The 17,345-nt window shown below is 39.3% G+C and carries 15 protein-coding genes; 7 read left to right on the top strand and 8 right to left on the bottom strand.

Annotated features, from left to right (window positions below; translation table 11 throughout):
* Positions 1-285: 285 nt before the first annotated feature.
* Together ACHSBP_RS19355 and ACHSBP_RS19350 are read right to left on the bottom strand one after the other, a co-directional pair.
* Positions 286-813: a hypothetical protein gene (locus tag ACHSBP_RS19355; RefSeq protein ID WP_395390171.1), complete on the bottom strand. Its 528-nt coding sequence runs from the start codon at positions 811-813 to the stop codon at positions 286-288.
* A 35-nt stretch (positions 814-848) separates the two neighbouring features.
* Positions 849-1,724 carry a DMT family transporter gene (locus tag ACHSBP_RS19350; protein ID WP_395390170.1) on the bottom strand — a complete coding sequence of 292 codons (876 nt, stop codon included), beginning with the start codon at positions 1,722-1,724 and terminating at the stop codon, positions 849-851.
* 503 nt (positions 1,725-2,227) lie between these two features.
* Between ACHSBP_RS19350 and ACHSBP_RS19345 the strand changes: the two genes are divergently transcribed.
* From ACHSBP_RS19345 to tsaA, 6 genes are all read left to right on the top strand, one after another.
* Positions 2,228-4,543, top strand: a complete 2,316-nt coding sequence (locus tag ACHSBP_RS19345) for an RND family transporter (protein WP_395390169.1) — start codon at positions 2,228-2,230, stop codon at positions 4,541-4,543.
* A 14-nt stretch (positions 4,544-4,557) separates the two neighbouring features.
* On the top strand, positions 4,558-5,364 hold the full coding sequence (locus tag ACHSBP_RS19340) for an outer membrane lipoprotein-sorting protein (protein ID WP_395390168.1): 807 nt from the start codon (positions 4,558-4,560) through the stop codon (positions 5,362-5,364).
* 1 nt (position 5,365) lies between these two features.
* Entirely contained in the window at positions 5,366-6,565 is a 1,200-nt protein-coding gene (locus tag ACHSBP_RS19335; RefSeq protein WP_395390167.1) for a hypothetical protein, read from the top strand.
* 8 nt (positions 6,566-6,573) lie between these two features.
* On the top strand, positions 6,574-6,831 hold the full coding sequence (locus ACHSBP_RS19330) for a hypothetical protein (protein WP_395390166.1): 258 nt from the start codon (positions 6,574-6,576) through the stop codon (positions 6,829-6,831).
* 33 nt (positions 6,832-6,864) lie between these two features.
* Entirely contained in the window at positions 6,865-7,704 is an 840-nt protein-coding gene (locus ACHSBP_RS19325; RefSeq protein ID WP_395390165.1) for a helix-turn-helix domain-containing protein, read from the top strand.
* 254 nt (positions 7,705-7,958) lie between these two features.
* Complete coding sequence (gene tsaA / locus ACHSBP_RS19320; protein ID WP_395390164.1) at positions 7,959-8,339, top strand: tRNA (N6-threonylcarbamoyladenosine(37)-N6)-methyltransferase TrmO; 381 nt, start codon at positions 7,959-7,961, stop codon at positions 8,337-8,339.
* Positions 8,340-8,561: 222 nt separating this feature from the next.
* Here tsaA and thyX read toward each other — a convergent pair whose 3' ends face one another.
* From thyX to ACHSBP_RS19290, 6 genes are all read right to left on the bottom strand, one after another.
* Positions 8,562-9,323: an FAD-dependent thymidylate synthase gene (thyX, locus tag ACHSBP_RS19315; RefSeq protein WP_395390163.1), complete on the bottom strand. Its 762-nt coding sequence runs from the start codon at positions 9,321-9,323 to the stop codon at positions 8,562-8,564.
* Positions 9,313-10,230 carry a dCTP deaminase domain-containing protein gene (locus ACHSBP_RS19310; protein ID WP_395390162.1) on the bottom strand — a complete coding sequence of 306 codons (918 nt, stop codon included), beginning with the start codon at positions 10,228-10,230 and terminating at the stop codon, positions 9,313-9,315. Before ACHSBP_RS19310 ends, thyX begins: the two co-directional genes overlap by 11 nt.
* 559 nt (positions 10,231-10,789) lie before the next feature.
* Positions 10,790-13,684 carry an aminomethyl-transferring glycine dehydrogenase gene (gene gcvP, locus ACHSBP_RS19305; protein WP_395390161.1) on the bottom strand — a complete coding sequence of 965 codons (2,895 nt, stop codon included), beginning with the start codon at positions 13,682-13,684 and terminating at the stop codon, positions 10,790-10,792.
* Between the two features lie 241 nt (positions 13,685-13,925).
* A complete protein-coding gene (gcvH, locus tag ACHSBP_RS19300; protein WP_010558681.1) occupies positions 13,926-14,315 on the bottom strand; it encodes a glycine cleavage system protein GcvH in 390 nt (129 codons plus the stop codon).
* A 72-nt stretch (positions 14,316-14,387) separates the two neighbouring features.
* Positions 14,388-15,470, bottom strand: coding sequence for a glycine cleavage system aminomethyltransferase GcvT (gcvT, locus tag ACHSBP_RS19295; RefSeq protein ID WP_395390160.1), 1,083 nt, complete (start codon positions 15,468-15,470; stop codon positions 14,388-14,390).
* Between the two features lie 250 nt (positions 15,471-15,720).
* Complete coding sequence (locus tag ACHSBP_RS19290; protein WP_010558679.1) at positions 15,721-16,317, bottom strand: hypothetical protein; 597 nt, start codon at positions 16,315-16,317, stop codon at positions 15,721-15,723.
* 141 nt (positions 16,318-16,458) lie between these two features.
* Between ACHSBP_RS19290 and ACHSBP_RS19285 the strand changes: the two genes are divergently transcribed.
* Complete coding sequence (locus ACHSBP_RS19285; protein ID WP_010558678.1) at positions 16,459-17,301, top strand: LysR family transcriptional regulator; 843 nt, start codon at positions 16,459-16,461, stop codon at positions 17,299-17,301.
* Positions 17,302-17,345: the final 44 nt, after the last annotated feature.

The raw sequence follows: 17,345 nt of genomic DNA, 5'->3' as shown, positions 1-17,345 counted from the left end.
GTAAAAACTGAGAAATGTTGTGCGACAAAAAGTCGTATTTTTTCTTTCTATTATTCTAAAACAGAGCAGTAATAGAATAAACATTGGAAGATTTTTATGCATATTAGAAATTTTATTTGCTCAGCTTGTATTACTTTCAGTCAATTTAACTTGTAATACATTGTATTAGAGCCGTAAATATATGATTACTCACGGCTTTAGATTTTATGCTTTAGGTCTGTTTGGTTTAACAATTTGAAACTTACAAGCTAAGTAAGCTCCAACTTCTATAAGCCAAATATTGTCTTACCATCTCTCGCTGTTTTCCACGAAGCGGATCAACCGACCTTCTTCAACTTCCTTGCTAAAATCGCAGCTAGTTAGTCTCAACATAAGGGTGTCGTCTTCAACCGTCTTGGTATCATGAATATCACCCTGTAAGTAAATATTGCATTGTCCCGGTTTTTGAGTGTACAAGTCTTTTTGAATGACTTTTAGTGTTCCGTCTGGCTGGATAACCTTGTGATATATCCCCATTTCAACCTGACCTTTCATCGTTGCATACAAGACCCAACCGTTACCATGATCATGAGGAACACTAACATCTCCTTTTTGTTCAACATGCGCTTGTAAGATGAATCCATGCTCTTCACTTTGGTAGACATTAGTATCAGGCTCTTTTTTGCTTAGAAGGTCTTTAACCCAATCTTCTTCTGTCCCATTGGTAATCAGATCCGTCAATAGGGCCTTAGCTTTCTTTGTAAGCTCTGAGTTTACTGGCCCCCAGACTTTTGATAACTCTTCGATAAATGTGTTTAATGATTGATTTTTCATGGTAATTCCTCAATTGATTTAAAGTGGATGCGTGCTTAATCACTGGCTTTTAGAGATAGCCATGTATATGCAACGATTGATGACAGGATAATTACACCGCCTGTAATGCTATTGATAGAGGGGACCTCTTTAAAAAACAGGTAGGCCCAAAACATAGCGAATACAGCTTCGAGTACTAGCGTCATTGATACTTCTGAAGCACTAATATAGTTAGTTGCTGCCATAGATAATGCGCGACCAATAGGTGCGCTAAACAACCCCATTGCAGCCATTACAGCCCAAGTTGAAGATGAGTAGTTACTAGGTTCAACTTGTGGAAACATAACTATTGCAAGCAATGCACCCGCTAAAGCAACTGCCGCTATTCTACTTACGTTCTGGTACTTTCTTAAAAGCACAAACATAAGTGCTAGACTCGAAACTGAAAGGAATGCCATAGAGTCACCAAGAAGATTAAGTGAGCCTAAAGAACCTTTTGCGACAATAAGTACTCCGAATAAAACAAACCCTATGGTTATCCAAGCTGCCTTTCCAAGTTTCTCTTTGAGAAGCACATGACTAAATAGAGCAGAAAAAACAGGAGTTGTGGCTAGAATCAAGAAAGTGTTTGCTACAGTTGTATTCTTGACACTGATTACAAATGAGCTGCTGCTAATGAGCATCAGTGAACTCGCAAATAATAGTGGCCATCCACTTTCTTTGATTGCTTTAAAAATACCTCTTTTGTCCGTAAATTTAAGAAAAATAGGCATCGATATAGCGGTAAATAACCCAAATAGAAATACGGTATCTACTCCTCCGACTCCAGAGTATCTAATGAATATTGGATCAAAGCTCATGAGTACTACTCCAAGTACAGCTATAGACATCCCTAAGAATCTTTTGTTTGAAAAGTAAGTAATGTTGTTCATAGCATTTGCCCTCAAAAACTAATGTGAATATATTCTTTCATTTCGAAGGGGGCGTGAAAATGGACGATCTTTCCATAACGAGGTACTATTTGAACATTTTTGCTATTTTGTTTTATTGGGCTGTCTATTTTAAAAGGGCTTTACGTGTGAGGTGGTGGTTATTTTTGTAGGTGTCTTTTATGTGCTTCTTTTCTTTTTTTATACATTCTTCATATGTCAAAGGTTCAAATAGTACCGTGTAACAACTAAATAATCCTCTTCTCATTTGAACTCCTAAATTCATAATTTAACCCTACCGTTTTGAATAGCGTGAGGCGGCAGGTACATAAAGTTGAATTGAACTTAAAAGAGAGCACATGAATTGTTTATTGGCTGCCTCTATATCAATCTCTTCACTAGTTACATTGGTCTATAGAGCTTCTATTTGTATGTGATAGCTCTAATTTAAAGCCTCTTACGCACTTTCAAAGCTAATTTTGTAAGTTCTTTTAAGAGGTTAAAACATGAAAAATAAACTTTTTGCGTTTATTGTCGGTCGGCCAATCTGGACGACACTGATGACGCTTTTATTAGTGTTATCTGCGGCAATGGGCGCACAGCATCTGGGATTTAACGATGATTACAAAATCTTTTTCTCAGAGGATAACCCTAACCTTGTAGCCTATGAAACGGTGCAAGCTGTCTTCAACAAAAGTGACAATGTAGCATTTATCGTTGCTCCAAAAAGTGGAGATGTTTTTAATGAAAAACACTTATCTTCAATTAGGAGCCTAACAGAAGATGCTTGGCAATTACCGTATTCATCTAGAGTTGATTCCTTAACTAACTACCAACATAGCTGGTCTGAAGAAGATGATTTAACTGTAGAGGATTTAGTTCCTGATTATGCTGAATTTACGCCTGAGATGCTTGCTCGCGTTAAAAATATTGCGACCAATGAACCACTTATTGTTAACAAACTGATATCACCTTCGGGGCACGTAACAGTTGTAAATGTAACTGTTCAGATGAAGAGTGGCCAAGGGTTAGAAGTAGAGGTAGTAGAGAAAGCAAGAGAACTCAGAGAAAAATACGTAAAAGAAAACCCAGAGTTAAACATCATGCTTACTGGAATGGTAATGCAAAACGCCAGTTTTGGGGAAGCAGCAATCCATGATAACTCTGTTTTAGTTCCTTTGATGTTCTTAGTTGTACTAGTGCTGATGCTATTCCTACTGAAGAGTATTACGGGTACTTTTTCAACTATTATAATCGTCGTAACAAGTATAGTTGCAGCAATGGGTATCACAGGCTGGATAGGTATTGACCTTTCAGGCCCTTCAGCAAGTGCACCAATTATCATTTTGACCCTAGCTGTCGCAGACTGTATTCATGTTCTTAGCTCAATGATTTTTGAAATGAGAAATGGGGCGGATAAACGCACTGCGATCAAAGAGAGCCTTAAGATCAATCTTAACCCTGTTATTCTAACAAGCGTAACGACGGCGATTGGTTTCTTGAGTATGAATTTCTCTGATTCTCCACCTTTCAGAGATTTAGGTAACATTGTAGCCATTGGTGTAATGATGGCATGTTTGCTTTCATTAACATTGTTTCCAGCACTGCTTTCTATATTACCTGTAAGAGTTAAACAAAGAGCAAAAACTAGCAATTCTGCCATGTTGTCTCTAGCAGAGTTTATTATTCGAAATAAGGGTAAATTACTTCCAGCAGTTTCAGTTTTAGCACTTGTGTTGGTAGCCCTTCTACCTTCAAACAAGCTAAACGATAACTTCATTGAATATTTCGATGAATCAATGACTATTCGCCAATCAACAGATTTCTTACAAAATAACCTGTCTGGAATAATTCAGATGGAAGTTGCTATCGACAGTAACGAAAAGGGTAATGTTAGTAATCCAGACTTTTTACAAAAAGTAGAGTCTTTCAGTGAATGGCTTAAACATCAGAAAGAAGTTGACCATGTGAGTTCAATATCTGACACATTCAAGCGGTTGAATAAGAACATGCATGCAGATGATGAAACATATTATAAACTGCCTGAAAACCAAGAGTTAGCAGCTCAATACTTACTGCTTTATGAAATGTCTCTTCCTTACGGATTAGATCTAAACAATCAAATTAACATTAGCAAATCGTCTACTCGTGTTATTGGCACACTTAAGAACCTTAGCAGTGTTGAGTTGGTGGATATTGAGCAAAGAGTGAGTAACTGGTTTGAAAACAACGCACCAGAATACAAAGTAATGATTACTGGCCCAGATCTGATGTTTGCTCACATTGGTCAAAACAACATTAAAAGTATGTTGACGGGAACATCAATCGCTTTGGTCTTGATCTCAATCCTTATCGGTATGGCTCTTAGATCAAAAAGATATGCTGCTATCAGCCTGATTCCAAATATGGCTCCTGCTGCTATGGGATTTGGTGTGTGGTTCTTGATTGATGGTCAAGTGGGTATTGGTTTATCAGTGGTAGCAGGTATGACTCTTGGTATTGTTGTTGACTACACCGTTCATTTCTTAAGTAAATACTTGTATGCCAAACGTGATAAATCACTCAATACTGAAAATGCAGTTCGATATGCATTTGAGAACGTTGGCAAAGCCTTATGGGTAACTACCGTAGTATTGGTATTTGGCTTTATCGTTATGGCTCAGTCAACGTTCAAAATGAATGCTGATCTAGGCTTCTTAACCGCTGTCACAATTTCGATAGCACTTTTCATAGACTTCTTTTTGTTACCTCCTTTATTACTTCTTTTTGATAAAAAGCGAGCAAAAAGCACCGTAAGTCAACATTCAAACCAGATAGCATAAGTAGGAGTCTGACAATGAAAATTAAAAGTTATCTATCAAGCGTAGTTATTGGAAGCATTTTTGCCTTTGGCGCTATTGCATCAGGTACTGCTTTGGCTGCTAGTGCCGAAGAGAAAGGTTTTGAAATCTCTAAAGAGGCTAAGGTAAGAGATAGTGGATGGGGTGACTCACAAGCATCCATGAGAATGCTGCTAAGGAACGCACAAGGTGAAGAAGATATTAGGGATATACGCATCAAGTCTTTTGAAGTCAAAGGTGATGGAGATAAAAGCTTAACTGTTTTTGATCAACCGAGAGATGTTAAAGGAACAGCATTCTTGAGTTTCTCACATGCGTTGGAAGCTGACGAACAGTGGCTTTATTTACCTTCATTGAAAAGAGTGAAACGCATTTCTTCAAGAAACAAATCAGGGCCTTTTATGGGATCTGAATTTGCATTCGAAGATTTGAGTTCATTTGAGTTAGAGAAATACACCTATAACTTTCTAAAAGAAGAGAGCTGTGACTTAGGAAATTGTTTCGTCGTTGAGCAATTCCCTGTAGATAAGAGATCTGGTTACAAGCGCAGAGTTGTTTGGGTTGATGACAAAGAATACCGAATTAGCAAGGTGGACTTTTATGACCGTAAGGACTCATTGCTAAAAACGCTGGTGTTCAGTGAATACAACCGATACCAAGATAAATTCTGGCGTGCCCACAAACAGAAAATGACCAACCATCAAAATGGTAAGTCAACTGTTTTGGAGATGTCTGATATATCTTTCTCAACAGGTTTGACAGAAAAGGATTTCAACCAAAATTCTCTAAAGAGAGCACGTTAATATGAAAAGAGGCGCAATATCAATTATTGCACCTCTATTGTTCTCATTGGGATTCGGCGCTTATGGTGCCGAAACTCAAGTGTCTGGGAAAATAGATGTGCAAGCTAGGTATTACTTAGATAAGGGTGAGTATGCTGGCCAAGATTATCATGAGCAAGGTTCTATAGGCTTTCAACCAGAGTTTTATTGGGAGTTTAACAACGGTGACGCGAGCATTATTTTTAAACCTTTCTACCGATATGACCAACAAGATGATGAACGAAGTCATGGCGATATTCGAGAATTACTTTGGACAAAAGTAGGTTCTTATTGGGAGTTCAAAGCAGGTATTGGCAAGGTATTCTGGGGTGTAACTGAGTTTCAACATTTGGTCGATACCATTAACCAGACAGATAGTGTTGAAAGTTTTGATGGTGAAGAGAAACTAGGACAACCAATGGTAAACCTAACCTTGATTAAAGACTGGGGTGTTCTAGATGCCTTTGTTTTACCGGGATTTAGAGAAAGAACATTTGCTGGAAAAGAAGGAAGATTGAGGTCACCTGTTTACGTTGATGGGGACAGTGGGACTTTTGAATCATCTGCTGAGACAAGTCACGTAGATTATGCTTTGCGTTGGAGTCATAGTGTCGATGTTTTTGATTTAGGGGCACATTGGTTTCGAGGGACTAATAGAGATCCAATACTAAACCTGAGGTCTGATAATGGTGAACACTATTTTTCACCTCATTATGAACAAATGGTTCAATTTGGAGTGGATGTACAAGCAACTGTAGATGAATGGCTATGGAAGTTTGAAGCAATCTCTAGAAATGGTCAGTTTGAGACATACTCAGCTATACAAGCTGGTTTTGAATACAGTTTTTATGGTGTAGCTGATTCGGACACCGATATTGGTATTTTATTGGAGTATGGCTGGGATGATCGAGGGGAAGAAGGAGGTGCTAGCATTCAAAATGATATTTTCTTAGGTTCCCGTTTTACATTCAACAATGTAGAAAGCACTGAGTTGTTGATCGGAGGTGGATATGATCTTGATTATGATAGCTACAGCTTTTTGATCGAAGGTAGTCATAGACTGAGCAATAACTTTAAGATGGTCGTTGATGCTCGTTTTTTTGATTCTGAAGAGCCAAAAGACCCTATTTATGCAATTAGACAAGATGACTATGTTCAGTTTACGTTAGAATATTATTTTTAGAGGTTTATATGGCAAAAGAAGTTCATGAAAAGTGGGGGCGATTCATTGATACTGAAAAGTACGGTCAGGTGCTAGTTATACTTAATCAAGATGATGGTTCGGATGACCATTGTGTCTGGCTAATTACTCGATATAACAACACTGAAAGAATAGAGTTTTGTGTACCTTTTAGTAATCGAATTGATGCCAAAAGGTTTTTAGATGAGATAGATGAAGTGGAAGCTCAAAGGCGAGTCAATAGTGAAATCGATTGGCAAGCAAAGTAGTTTTCTACCATTTATCTTTATGTGGAGGTATATATGTTAGAGGTTAAAAAGATACCTAATGGGGCTTCTTTTGATGTAGAGTTTATTGGAGCAGGCTCTCTTCCTGAGTCCCCACAGCCTCATAGACACGAATATTTCGAAATCTTTTGGGTATTGTCCGGTGAAGGACGCCAAAGTATTGATTTTGTAGAATATGAAATGCTACCTCGGAAAATATTCTTTATTACACCGGGGCAGGTGCATGATGTTCACGATTTGCCAGAAAATTTCTATGCAATATCATTTAATGCCGAGTTTATAGACTCTCAAGTTAAGAGCCAATTACCGATAGATAAGCTGTTTATTCAGAATCGTTCAAAAAAGCCTTTTATAACGCTTGACGATATAGGTGATAAACACTTAAGAGGGCTAGTTAGTATTATCGAGGATGAACTAGCTGGCGATGCTCCCGATAGCGATATGATGAGTAACCTTTTAGTTTCATTTTTACGATATGTGATGCGCTATCTTGAAACTGAAGTTAACCAGTACACTCTGAAAGATCCCCGGATGGTAAATGTTCTTAAGCTAATAGATGAAAACTTCCATGAGCGAAAAGATACAGGTTTTTATTCAGATAAACTGGCAATGACGAACAAACGTTTGAATGAGCTTACCAAGGAACAGTTTGGTAAAACAGTCACTCAACTATTGCATGATAAAGTCATTGTTGAGGCTAGACGATTGTTGGCCTTTTCAGACAAAACCATAAAAACAATTTCTTATGAACTCGGTTACAAAGATACAAGTTACTTTTGTCGATTTTTTAAGAAATTATCTGGTATTTCCCCTCAAGGATTCAGAGAGCAGTGGTATGAAAATCAATCGTCATAAAAATTAAGGTACTACAAAAAGTACCTTATTACCTCTAATTTTTACTATTCAATCCAACTCCAGATATTTAGATACTACAAATACGTTTTTACAGAAAAAATATAGTTATTTGTGCATAAGAAAGTATCGAGAAAAACAGCTATGCAGGGGCAATTACCTTCGTATTCAGTATTTATTTCCTGTTTTTTTTATTTGCGAAGAAGAAATCGTATTCACAATTGACGTTTATTTTCGCCCAACTGGAGTATCAAGTTATGAATTTAATTAAGATTGGTGAAATAGAAACACCTTATGAAAAAATTGATGATTGCCCTAACAATGTTTCTAGAAATGGAGAGGTTTGCACATTGAAGCTTCAAGATGAGTATGAAGAAGCTTTACTCGGTCTAGAACAAGGACAAAAAATCTTAGTATTGTATTGGTTGGATAAGGCAAAAAGGGATGTCCTGACTCAATCTAATGTCCATAAAAACAATGGTGAACCAGTAGGTACTTTTTCGCTTCGCTCACCATATAGACCAAATCCGATTGGCGCTTCAGAAGTTTATATAGATAACATTGATAAAAACCATGTTCTAGTTGAAGGGCTTGATTGTTTAAATGGTACAGCGTTGATAGATATTAAACCCGTATAACTAAATTGATATGTATAAACTGTTTAAAGTGAGGAGTACTAAAAATTGGCTTAGTTTCGATTTGCTGTGAACTGTTTGAACGGCTGCTTCTGGCACATATGCGACTGTCAGATTTGATTAAGTTCTATTATTCGAATCTGACAGATCAAGTTAGACTTATTCAAATAAATTGAAATTATTAATAACTAATTCAGATTATAACATGTAGATTTGAGCATAATTTTATGTCTTCAACAATTTAAAGCTACCATCTTGCATTTCTATTTTTTTGAAATCATAAAACAGTGAAGGAGCATCACAACTAACCAAGTCAAATAATTTACAAGCTACTTGTCTCATTTCCCAATCTCCCTCTAAGCAGCCTCTAACATCAAAAAAATGTCTCAACGCACGTGCATTTGCTGTTATAACAATTTTAGTTTCCGTTGCATTCGGCAGTGCAGATCTAGCCGCTGTCCTTAATTCCCTCATTGATTCTTTGTCGGATAATTCACTCTTTTCAACAGTCTTAACAATTTTTCTATATGTAGATAGACTTCGGTATATATCATCTGCCCATTCAATAAATAGTTCTTTATTCTTTTTTATTGATGGAGGAACTACAAAGTGAGCTTCCGATTCGTCATGATATTGCTGAGAAAGTTGGCTATATGCAAAACCTACTCGATGACGAACTAATTGATGCGTAAAACCTCTTGATACTCCTGACAACATAATAGTCCAATTTACATGCTCTAAAACACTCTCATGCCCTTGAGAAATAAGGTTAGCAATATAAGACTTGTTGTCTCTTGGTGATTGCTTATTTTTTCCAAATGATAAGTAACAAACTCTACCTGAAACTTCTACAATCTCTTCAGCTTCTCCGCCACCGCTTCTAATCCAATCAAATCCCTGACTTTCCAAAAAATTTATGAAGGCAATGTCATCAAAACTTGGTCGGCTAATGACTACAGCTTCAAAGTTCGCACACTTAATTTTCAACTTTTTCGTCCTCTTTTTCCTGTTCGACTGGAGATGCTGATTCTCTTTCTAAGAGACTAAATAGTTTTCCAATGTTCGATGAAAGATCTTGGATTTGAGAATCCTTTTCCTTAATTTTTAATCTAAGGTCTTCTAGCTGGTTGCTTTTGTTAGATAAACTTTTCTGTAGCGCAGCAATTTCTTTCCGTTGCTCACTACTAGTAAGTTTAAGTGGTTCAACATGCTCCAACTTGAAAGCATCCATTACTTTATTTGAAGAAATTCGTTCGCTAAGGGGAGGAATTAATGTAAATGACAATGCAACAATACTGACTGCCAATCCTCCCCATATTAATGCTTTGTTTCTAATTACAGAATTTAGTAAAGCGGGCATTCTAGTTTCCAAGTTCGCAAAATCTTTACTCAAGGTTAATACCTGCTCTTTACTAACTCCTCCCCCCGAAATTCTACTTTCCCCAACATCTCCATTTATGTAATACAACAAAAGAGTGGCAACTTTACTCCCTTTTTTCAATCTAACCGAGGATTTTCCCATATTAACCAAATAAACGCTGATATACCCACTAAACAAAGGATCAATATGACCAGGGTTCGTCATTATTACCCCTGATTTAGACATTGAGTTTGGAGGAAAAATAATCCCTGCTACTCTTGAAGGCAAAGCGAACTTTTCAGCTACTTGAATAACAATTGTTTGACCCGGTTCCAATTCAATTAAATCTAAACCTGCGCTGCAAATATCAACATTTGATTTAGATATATTATTGTCAGCTACATAAATAGACTTGATAGTTAAATCTACTGAAGACGCCTGCGTTTGATTTACTAAATCTTCGGTTGATCCTCCATCAACACTCAAAATATTCTCATCAACAATTAATTTTATAATTTCGCTGCGTCCTAACACGTTTTCTCCAAATTTAATAAAGGGTTAATGATTAGGGTATTATGCTATTATCTAACAAAGATTCAATATCGAGTTACGAGCAAATATTCTGCCACACCTTTATCAATGTTAATGTTTCCTTTTCACAAACATTTGCTTCTTTCCAAGTTAAATTCGGTTCCTAGATGCTTAAATTCACTATTGTTAATTATAAAAATCAGAGGTGGAGCTTAAAAAAACGGTGAGAAAGTAAGCTGGTAATTCGATTTTTTCCCTCTGTTGATGAATGATATGCCTTCACCACGGATACCTCTTTGTTAACTAATGATAAAGTCGGCACGCAATCTCTATTAAAGCGATAATTTTTAAACAATACTCTTCACTGGCTCACCAACTAAAATAGAATTGGATACCCCGAGATATACTAAGGGTACATACTATTATGCTTCTTCGAAGCATTCGCTGACGCCAAAAAAAGGCGAGCTAATAAGCTCGCCTTTAAAAACTTTTACTTTCATACTTTATTAAAGTTTCAAACTTGTTTTTATTGTTTCAAACTTTATTCGAAAGTGACAATTAATTACGCATCATCACGATACGTATCAACCGCAGGGCAAGAACAGATCAAGTTACGGTCACCGAACACGTCATCAATACGTGTTACTGTTGGCCAGAACTTGTCTTTTGCTACCGCTGGTACTGGGAATGCTGCGTAGAAGCGGTCATATGCACGCTCCCACTCGTTACCTAGTACGTCAGCTTGCGTGTGCGGTGCAAATACTAATGGGTTGTTTTCTACTGTCCACTCGCCTGACTCAACTTTTGCAATTTCCTTGCGGATTGAGATCATTGCTTCGATAAAACGATCAATCTCTACTTTGCTTTCTGATTCAGTTGGCTCAATCATTAGCGTGCCCGCTACTGGGAACGACATAGTTGGTGCGTGGAAACCGTAGTCCATTAAGCGTTTTGCTACGTCCATTTCAGAAATGCCTGAGCTTTCTTTAAGTGGGCGTAAGTCAACAATACACTCGTGCGCAACGCGGTTGTTTTGACCACGGTACAAGATTGGGTAGTGCTCACTTAGCTTTTCAGTTAGGTAGTTTGCACTGATAATCGCAGTTTCAGTTGCTTGCTTAAGGCCTTCCGAACCCATCATTGCAATGTATGCCCATGAAATAGGTAGAATTGCTGCTGAGCCGTAAGGTGCTGCTGATACTGCGCCATTACCTTCAGTTGTACCCGGAACGTTAATCACGCTGTGGTTAGGCATAAATGGTGCAAGGTGCGATTTAACACCGATTGGACCAACACCTGGGCCACCGCCACCGTGTGGAATACAGAATGTTTTGTGAAGGTTAAGGTGCGAAACGTCAGAACCGATAAAGCCAGGGCTAGTTACACCAACCTGTGCGTTCATGTTCGCGCCGTCCATGTAAACTTGGCCGCCGTGCTGGTGAACGATGTCACAAATTTCTTTAATTGTATCTTCAAATACACCGTGTGTAGACGGGTACGTGATCATGATACAAGAAAGGTTTTCTGAAACTTCTTCTGCTTTTGCTTTAAGGTCAGCAACGTCAACGTTACCTTGCTTATCACACTCAACAACCACAACTTTCATGCTTGCCATTTGCGCAGATGCAGGGTTAGTACCGTGTGCAGAGCTTGGGATTAAGCACACATTACGGTGACCTTCACCACGTGATTCGTGATATTTACGAATCGCGATAAGACCTGCGTATTCACCTTGTGCACCTGAGTTAGGCTGCATTGATACTGCATCGTAACCAGTTACATCAACTAACCAGTCGTGTAGCTCGTTGATCATTACTTGGTAACCTTCTGCTTGGTCAAGCGGGCAGAATGGGTGCATGTTTGCAAATTCAGGCCAAGTAATTGGGATCATCTCAGCTGTCGCGTTTAGTTTCATGGTACATGAACCAAGCGAGATCATTGAGTGGTTAAGCGCTAAGTCTTTGTTTTCTAGGCGCTTGATGTAACGCAGCATTTCAGTTTCGCTGTGGTAGCTGTTGAAATTAGGGTGCGTTAAGAATTCGTCATCACGTACTAGGCTAGCTGGAATACCTGTGATGTTGTCAGCTGTTACTTGTGCATCAAGTGCTGCAACGTCAAGGCCGTGGCCTGCACCTAAAATGATATCGAATAATTCAGCAACGTCTTCACGAGTTGTAGTTTCGTTAACTGAAATTGAGAATTCGCCGTCGTGGTTTTTAGCAAAGTTAATCTCTGCTGCTTCTGCACGTGCAACAACTTCATCTTTGTTGCTGGTTACTGTGATGGTATCAAACCAAGTATCGTGCTTAAGCGTAACGCCTTTTGCTTTTAAGCCTGTTGCTAAAATGCTAGCGAAACGGTTAATGCGTGATGCGATTGTACGTAAGCCTTCTGCACCGTGGTAAACCGCGTAGAACGCAGCCATGTTTGCAAGTAACACCTGCGCAGTACAAATGTTTGAGTTCGCTTTTTCACGGCGAATGTGCTGCTCACGTGTTTGCATTGCCATACGTAGTGCATCGTTACCTAAACGGTCTTTAGAAACACCAATAATACGGCCAGGTAGTGAACGCTTGTACTTATCGCGTGTTGCGAAGAATGCCGCGTGTGGACCACCGTAACCCATAGGTACACCAAAACGCTGTGCAGAACCTAATACTACGTCTGCACCTAGTTTACCTGGCGCTTTAAGTAGTACAAGTGACATGATGTCTGCTGCCACACACGCGATTGCTTTTTTGTCTTGAACGTCAGCGATTAGGCCTTGTACGTCAACAACTTCACCCGTTGTGCTTGGGTATTGGAAAAGCGCACCAAAGATTTCGTGGTTTACAGCATCTGCCGCAGGACCAACAACTACTTCAAAACCAAACTGTTCTGCACGTGTTGCAACAACATCGATTGTTTGCGCGTGTACGTCTTCTGCAATAAAGAAGATGTTTGCTTTTTTCGCTTTTGATACGCGCTTAGCAAGTGCCATTGCTTCTGCAGCAGCAGTTGCTTCGTCAAGTAATGACGCAGACGCAAGGTCAAGACCTGTTAAATCCATTGAAAGCGTTTGGAAGTTAAGTAGTGACTCTAAACGACCTTGCGCGATTTCTGGCTGGTATGGCGTGTATGCTGTGTACCAACCTGGGTTTTCTAACACGTTACGTAAAATTACGTTAGGTGTGTGCGTTGGGTGGTAGCCCTGACCAATATAAGATTTAAAAATCTTATTTTTGCTTGCTACTGATTTTAAGTAGCTAAGCGTTTCAACTTCAGTGCGGCTTTCACCAATGCTAAGACCTTGCTCTAAACGAATACTTGCAGGCACGGTTTCGTTCATAAGCTCTTCAACACTTGATACGCCCAGCTCAGCTAGCATTGCTGAAATCTGGTTTGCGTCCGGACCGATATGGCGGCGGATAAAATCTTGCTTTTGCTCAAGTTGTTCAAGCGATTTTACGTTTGACATGTGTCTAACTTCCTATGGCATTTACATACACGACTAGCTAACAATACTGTGTGCTCAGTATGGTTAGGCAGCTTTTCATCAGCGCACTATAAATGAGCTAAATGATTGGCTTTACTAATCAAAAATTTAATAAATATTTAAAATTTTTATCTTTAAATAAAAGATTTAAATATTTACTGAGTGTAAAAACATGAAAAGCTCCAAAATTGGAGCTTTTCACTGTAATTCGTTATACGAAGAATTAGTCTTCGTCGATCGAATTTTCGTAACCTTCTGCGTCTAGTAGGTTATCAAGTTCTGACTCGTCAGACGCTTTGATTTTGAATAACCAACCGTCGCCGTAAGGGTCAGAGTTAACTGTTTCTGGAGAATCTTCAAGTTCTTCGTTGATTTCAACGATAGTACCTGAGATTGGTGCGTAAATATCAGACGCTGCTTTTACAGATTCTGCTACTGCACAGTCTTCACCTGCATCTACTTCGTCGTCTACGTCTGGTAGGTCAACGAAAACCATATCACCTAATAGCTCTTGTGCGTGCTCAGAGATACCTACTGAGTAAACGCCATTACCTTCAGCGCGAACCCATTCGTGTGAAGATGCATATTTTAAATCGGCAGGGATATTGCTCATTCTTATAAATCCTTCGGTTTAATTTTGTTATACCAAAATTGGTACTAAGGGGTATTAATACCCCATATCGATTTAGATTACTGATTTACCATTGCGTACAAAGCAAGGTTTTACAACTTTTACGTCAACGTGCTTTTTACGCATTTCAACTTGTGCAGTCTCGCCAGTTGAGCGTGGCACACGCGCAAGGGCAATACTGTGACCGAGTGTAGGTGAGAATGTACCAGAAGTAATCACACCTTCGCCACCGTCAACAATTACTTTAAGACCAGCGCGCAGTACGCCTTTTTCTTCAAGCACTAAACCAACTAGTTTGTCAGTGCTTTTTTCTTCGCGCTGCTTAGCAACCACGTCACGACCGATAAAGTCACGATCTTCAGGTTCCCAAGCCAGTGTCCAAGCCATGTTCGCTGCAAGTGGTGATACCGTTTCGTCCATATCTTGGCCGTATAGGTTCATACCTGCTTCTAAACGTAGCGTGTCACGTGCACCAAGACCTGCTGGGCGTACACCTGCGTCTAAAAGTGCTTGCCATAACGCTTCTGCACCGTCGTTATGAACAACGATTTCATAACCGTCTTCACCAGTATAGCCAGTTGTTGCGATAAATAAATCACCCGCTTGCACACCAAAGAATGGTTTCATACCTTCAACGGCAGCTTGTTGATTTTCGTCAAGAATTGTTGCCGTTTTTGCTTTTGCATTCGGGCCTTGTACGGCAATCATTGCATACTCTGGGCGCTCAGTAACTTCTACTTTATAGTCAGCTGCAACTGCACCAATGTGTGCTAAATCTTTTTCACGTGTTGCTGAGTTAACCACTAGGCGGTACTCAGTCTCAGTGAAGAAATAAATGATTAGGTCGTCAATTACACCGCCTTCGGCGTTAAGCATACCTGTGTATAACGCTTTACCAGCAACTTGTAGTTTTTCTACATCGTTTGCTACTAGTTTACGTAAGAAAGGTTTTGCATCTTCGCCTTTAACGTCAACAATTGTCATGTGTGACACGTCGAACATACCTGCGTCTTGACGAACAGCGTGGTGCTCTTCGATTTGTGAACCATAGTTGATTGGCATTTCCCAGCCGTGGAAATCAACCATTTTTGCACCCGCTTCAAGATGCTTGGCGTGTAATACAGTTTTTGAAGTCATAATATTCCTACACTTTCAAATCTACCCGCACAAGGTGCGGCGTGGCTTCAACAGGACAATTGTCCGGTTGAGGGAATAACATGGGCGGCGATTATACCGAAACAATATGGCTTTCGCACCCAGAAAAGTTATAAGTTTTACGCATTATGTAATTAATTTATTTCAATAATTTTTATTTATTAAATTGATTACAACGCTAAATATAAAATAGCGGTCAATCTAACCGCCATTAAGTTTGTTAAGCCTTTGCTTAAACTAGTAATTCTGCTTGCTCGCTAAAGCCTAGTGCATTAAATCGACTTTGCCATTTAGCGAGTTCGTCGCTTTTTGCGACTAGCTCAAAGCCTTTATGACTTTCTAAATGGGTTGCCGTTAAAAACACATTACCCGATTGGCGCGCGTATCGCTGTTGCTCACCAGTTAAAATAATACCTGCGGTTAGTGAAAATTCGCTTAACAAGCTCTTAAAGGCGTTATCACCACGCAGCGCTAAAATGCGTAGGTCATTACGGGTGATCACATCAATATCGTGAGACTCTTCCCCTTCACTTAACGCAGCAACTAAAGCCGGTGCAATATCGTTATCAACAAAAATACGAAACGCCAGTTCAGTAAAGTAGTAAAGCTCAAGCGCAATTTCATGGCCATTTACTTTTGCTGTGCAACGAAGCCCCATTCCCGGAACAGTTAAATGACGTACATCACTGGAAATAAGTGTTTGTAAATACGGTAACGCAGCGCTGCCCGTCACATCAATAATGGTGCGGTCGTTCATTTGCGCAAATTCGTTTGCGCCCGTGTATGCATGTTGATGGCTACCAAATAGGTGAGGCACTTGTATTGTCATGCCCAATCTCCAGTGAAAATTAACAATCAAAATTATGTTAGGCCACCTTGCAACAATCAAATTGTATTTTTTTATAAATTGATAAATAATACTAATCATTAAACAAAAATAAATTTCAAAATGTAATGTGTGGAGTGCTTTATGAAAAATATCCCAACCGATAGCTTGCGCACCTTAATCACAGTGGTTGAGGTTGGCGGTTTTGCCAAAGCGGGTGAATTGCTTGGTTTATCGCAACCTGCTGTAAGTTTGCAGATTAAGCGTTTAGAAGAGTTATTAGGTAATAAGCTGTTTAAAAAGCAAGGCCAGCGCCAAGTACTTAACCAGCATGGAGAGATTTTACTGCCGCTAGCAAAGCAACTGCTTCAAGTAAACGACACTATTTTGCAAACATTTAGCTCTGAGGTATTAGCAGGGAAAGTGCGTTTGGGTATTCCAAGCGAATTTGCAGCAACGGTATTGCCTGCGATTATTGGTGATTTTGTAAGCCTCTACCCTGACGTTGCTTTAGAGGTAAAATCAGAGCTCAGCAAAAAGCTACGCCATAGCGATAACCGCGAACAATACGATTTAATATTGGCACTACTGGAAGGCCCTGAGCAGTCTAAATACCCTATTTTTATGGATGATGAGCTAGTTTGGGTAGGCGATGTAAATAACATTAATACCGAAGTGGTTAACCTAATTGCCGCAGAAGAAGGCTGTATTTATCGCCGCCGTGCCATTGAAGCACTGGAAAAAGCCGGTTTAAAGTGGCGTATTGTGTATACTAATGCCGACCTTGCTGGCATTAGCGCTGCACTCAAAGAAAACTTAGGCATTACCGTACTTGCCAAACACACGGTACCAAACGACTTAAACTGGGCAAAATCCACCAACCAACTGCCTGAACTTGGTGAAGTGGGCATTAGCTTAATAAAACAAAGCGAAGAATCCCACGCGGTTGATAAACTCGCTGAGTTTATTCAATTAAGATTAAAGTAACGGCTAGTTACTTTAATCGCCTGAGTACTCACCTTATAAAAGTA

Origin of the sequence: Pseudoalteromonas sp. XMcav1-K (assembly GCF_044005875.1) — a bacterium.
GTDB lineage: Bacteria > Pseudomonadota > Gammaproteobacteria > Enterobacterales > Alteromonadaceae > Pseudoalteromonas > Pseudoalteromonas spongiae.
Note: the sequence above shows the minus strand (reverse complement) of the source record. Positions and strands in the feature narration are given on the sequence as shown.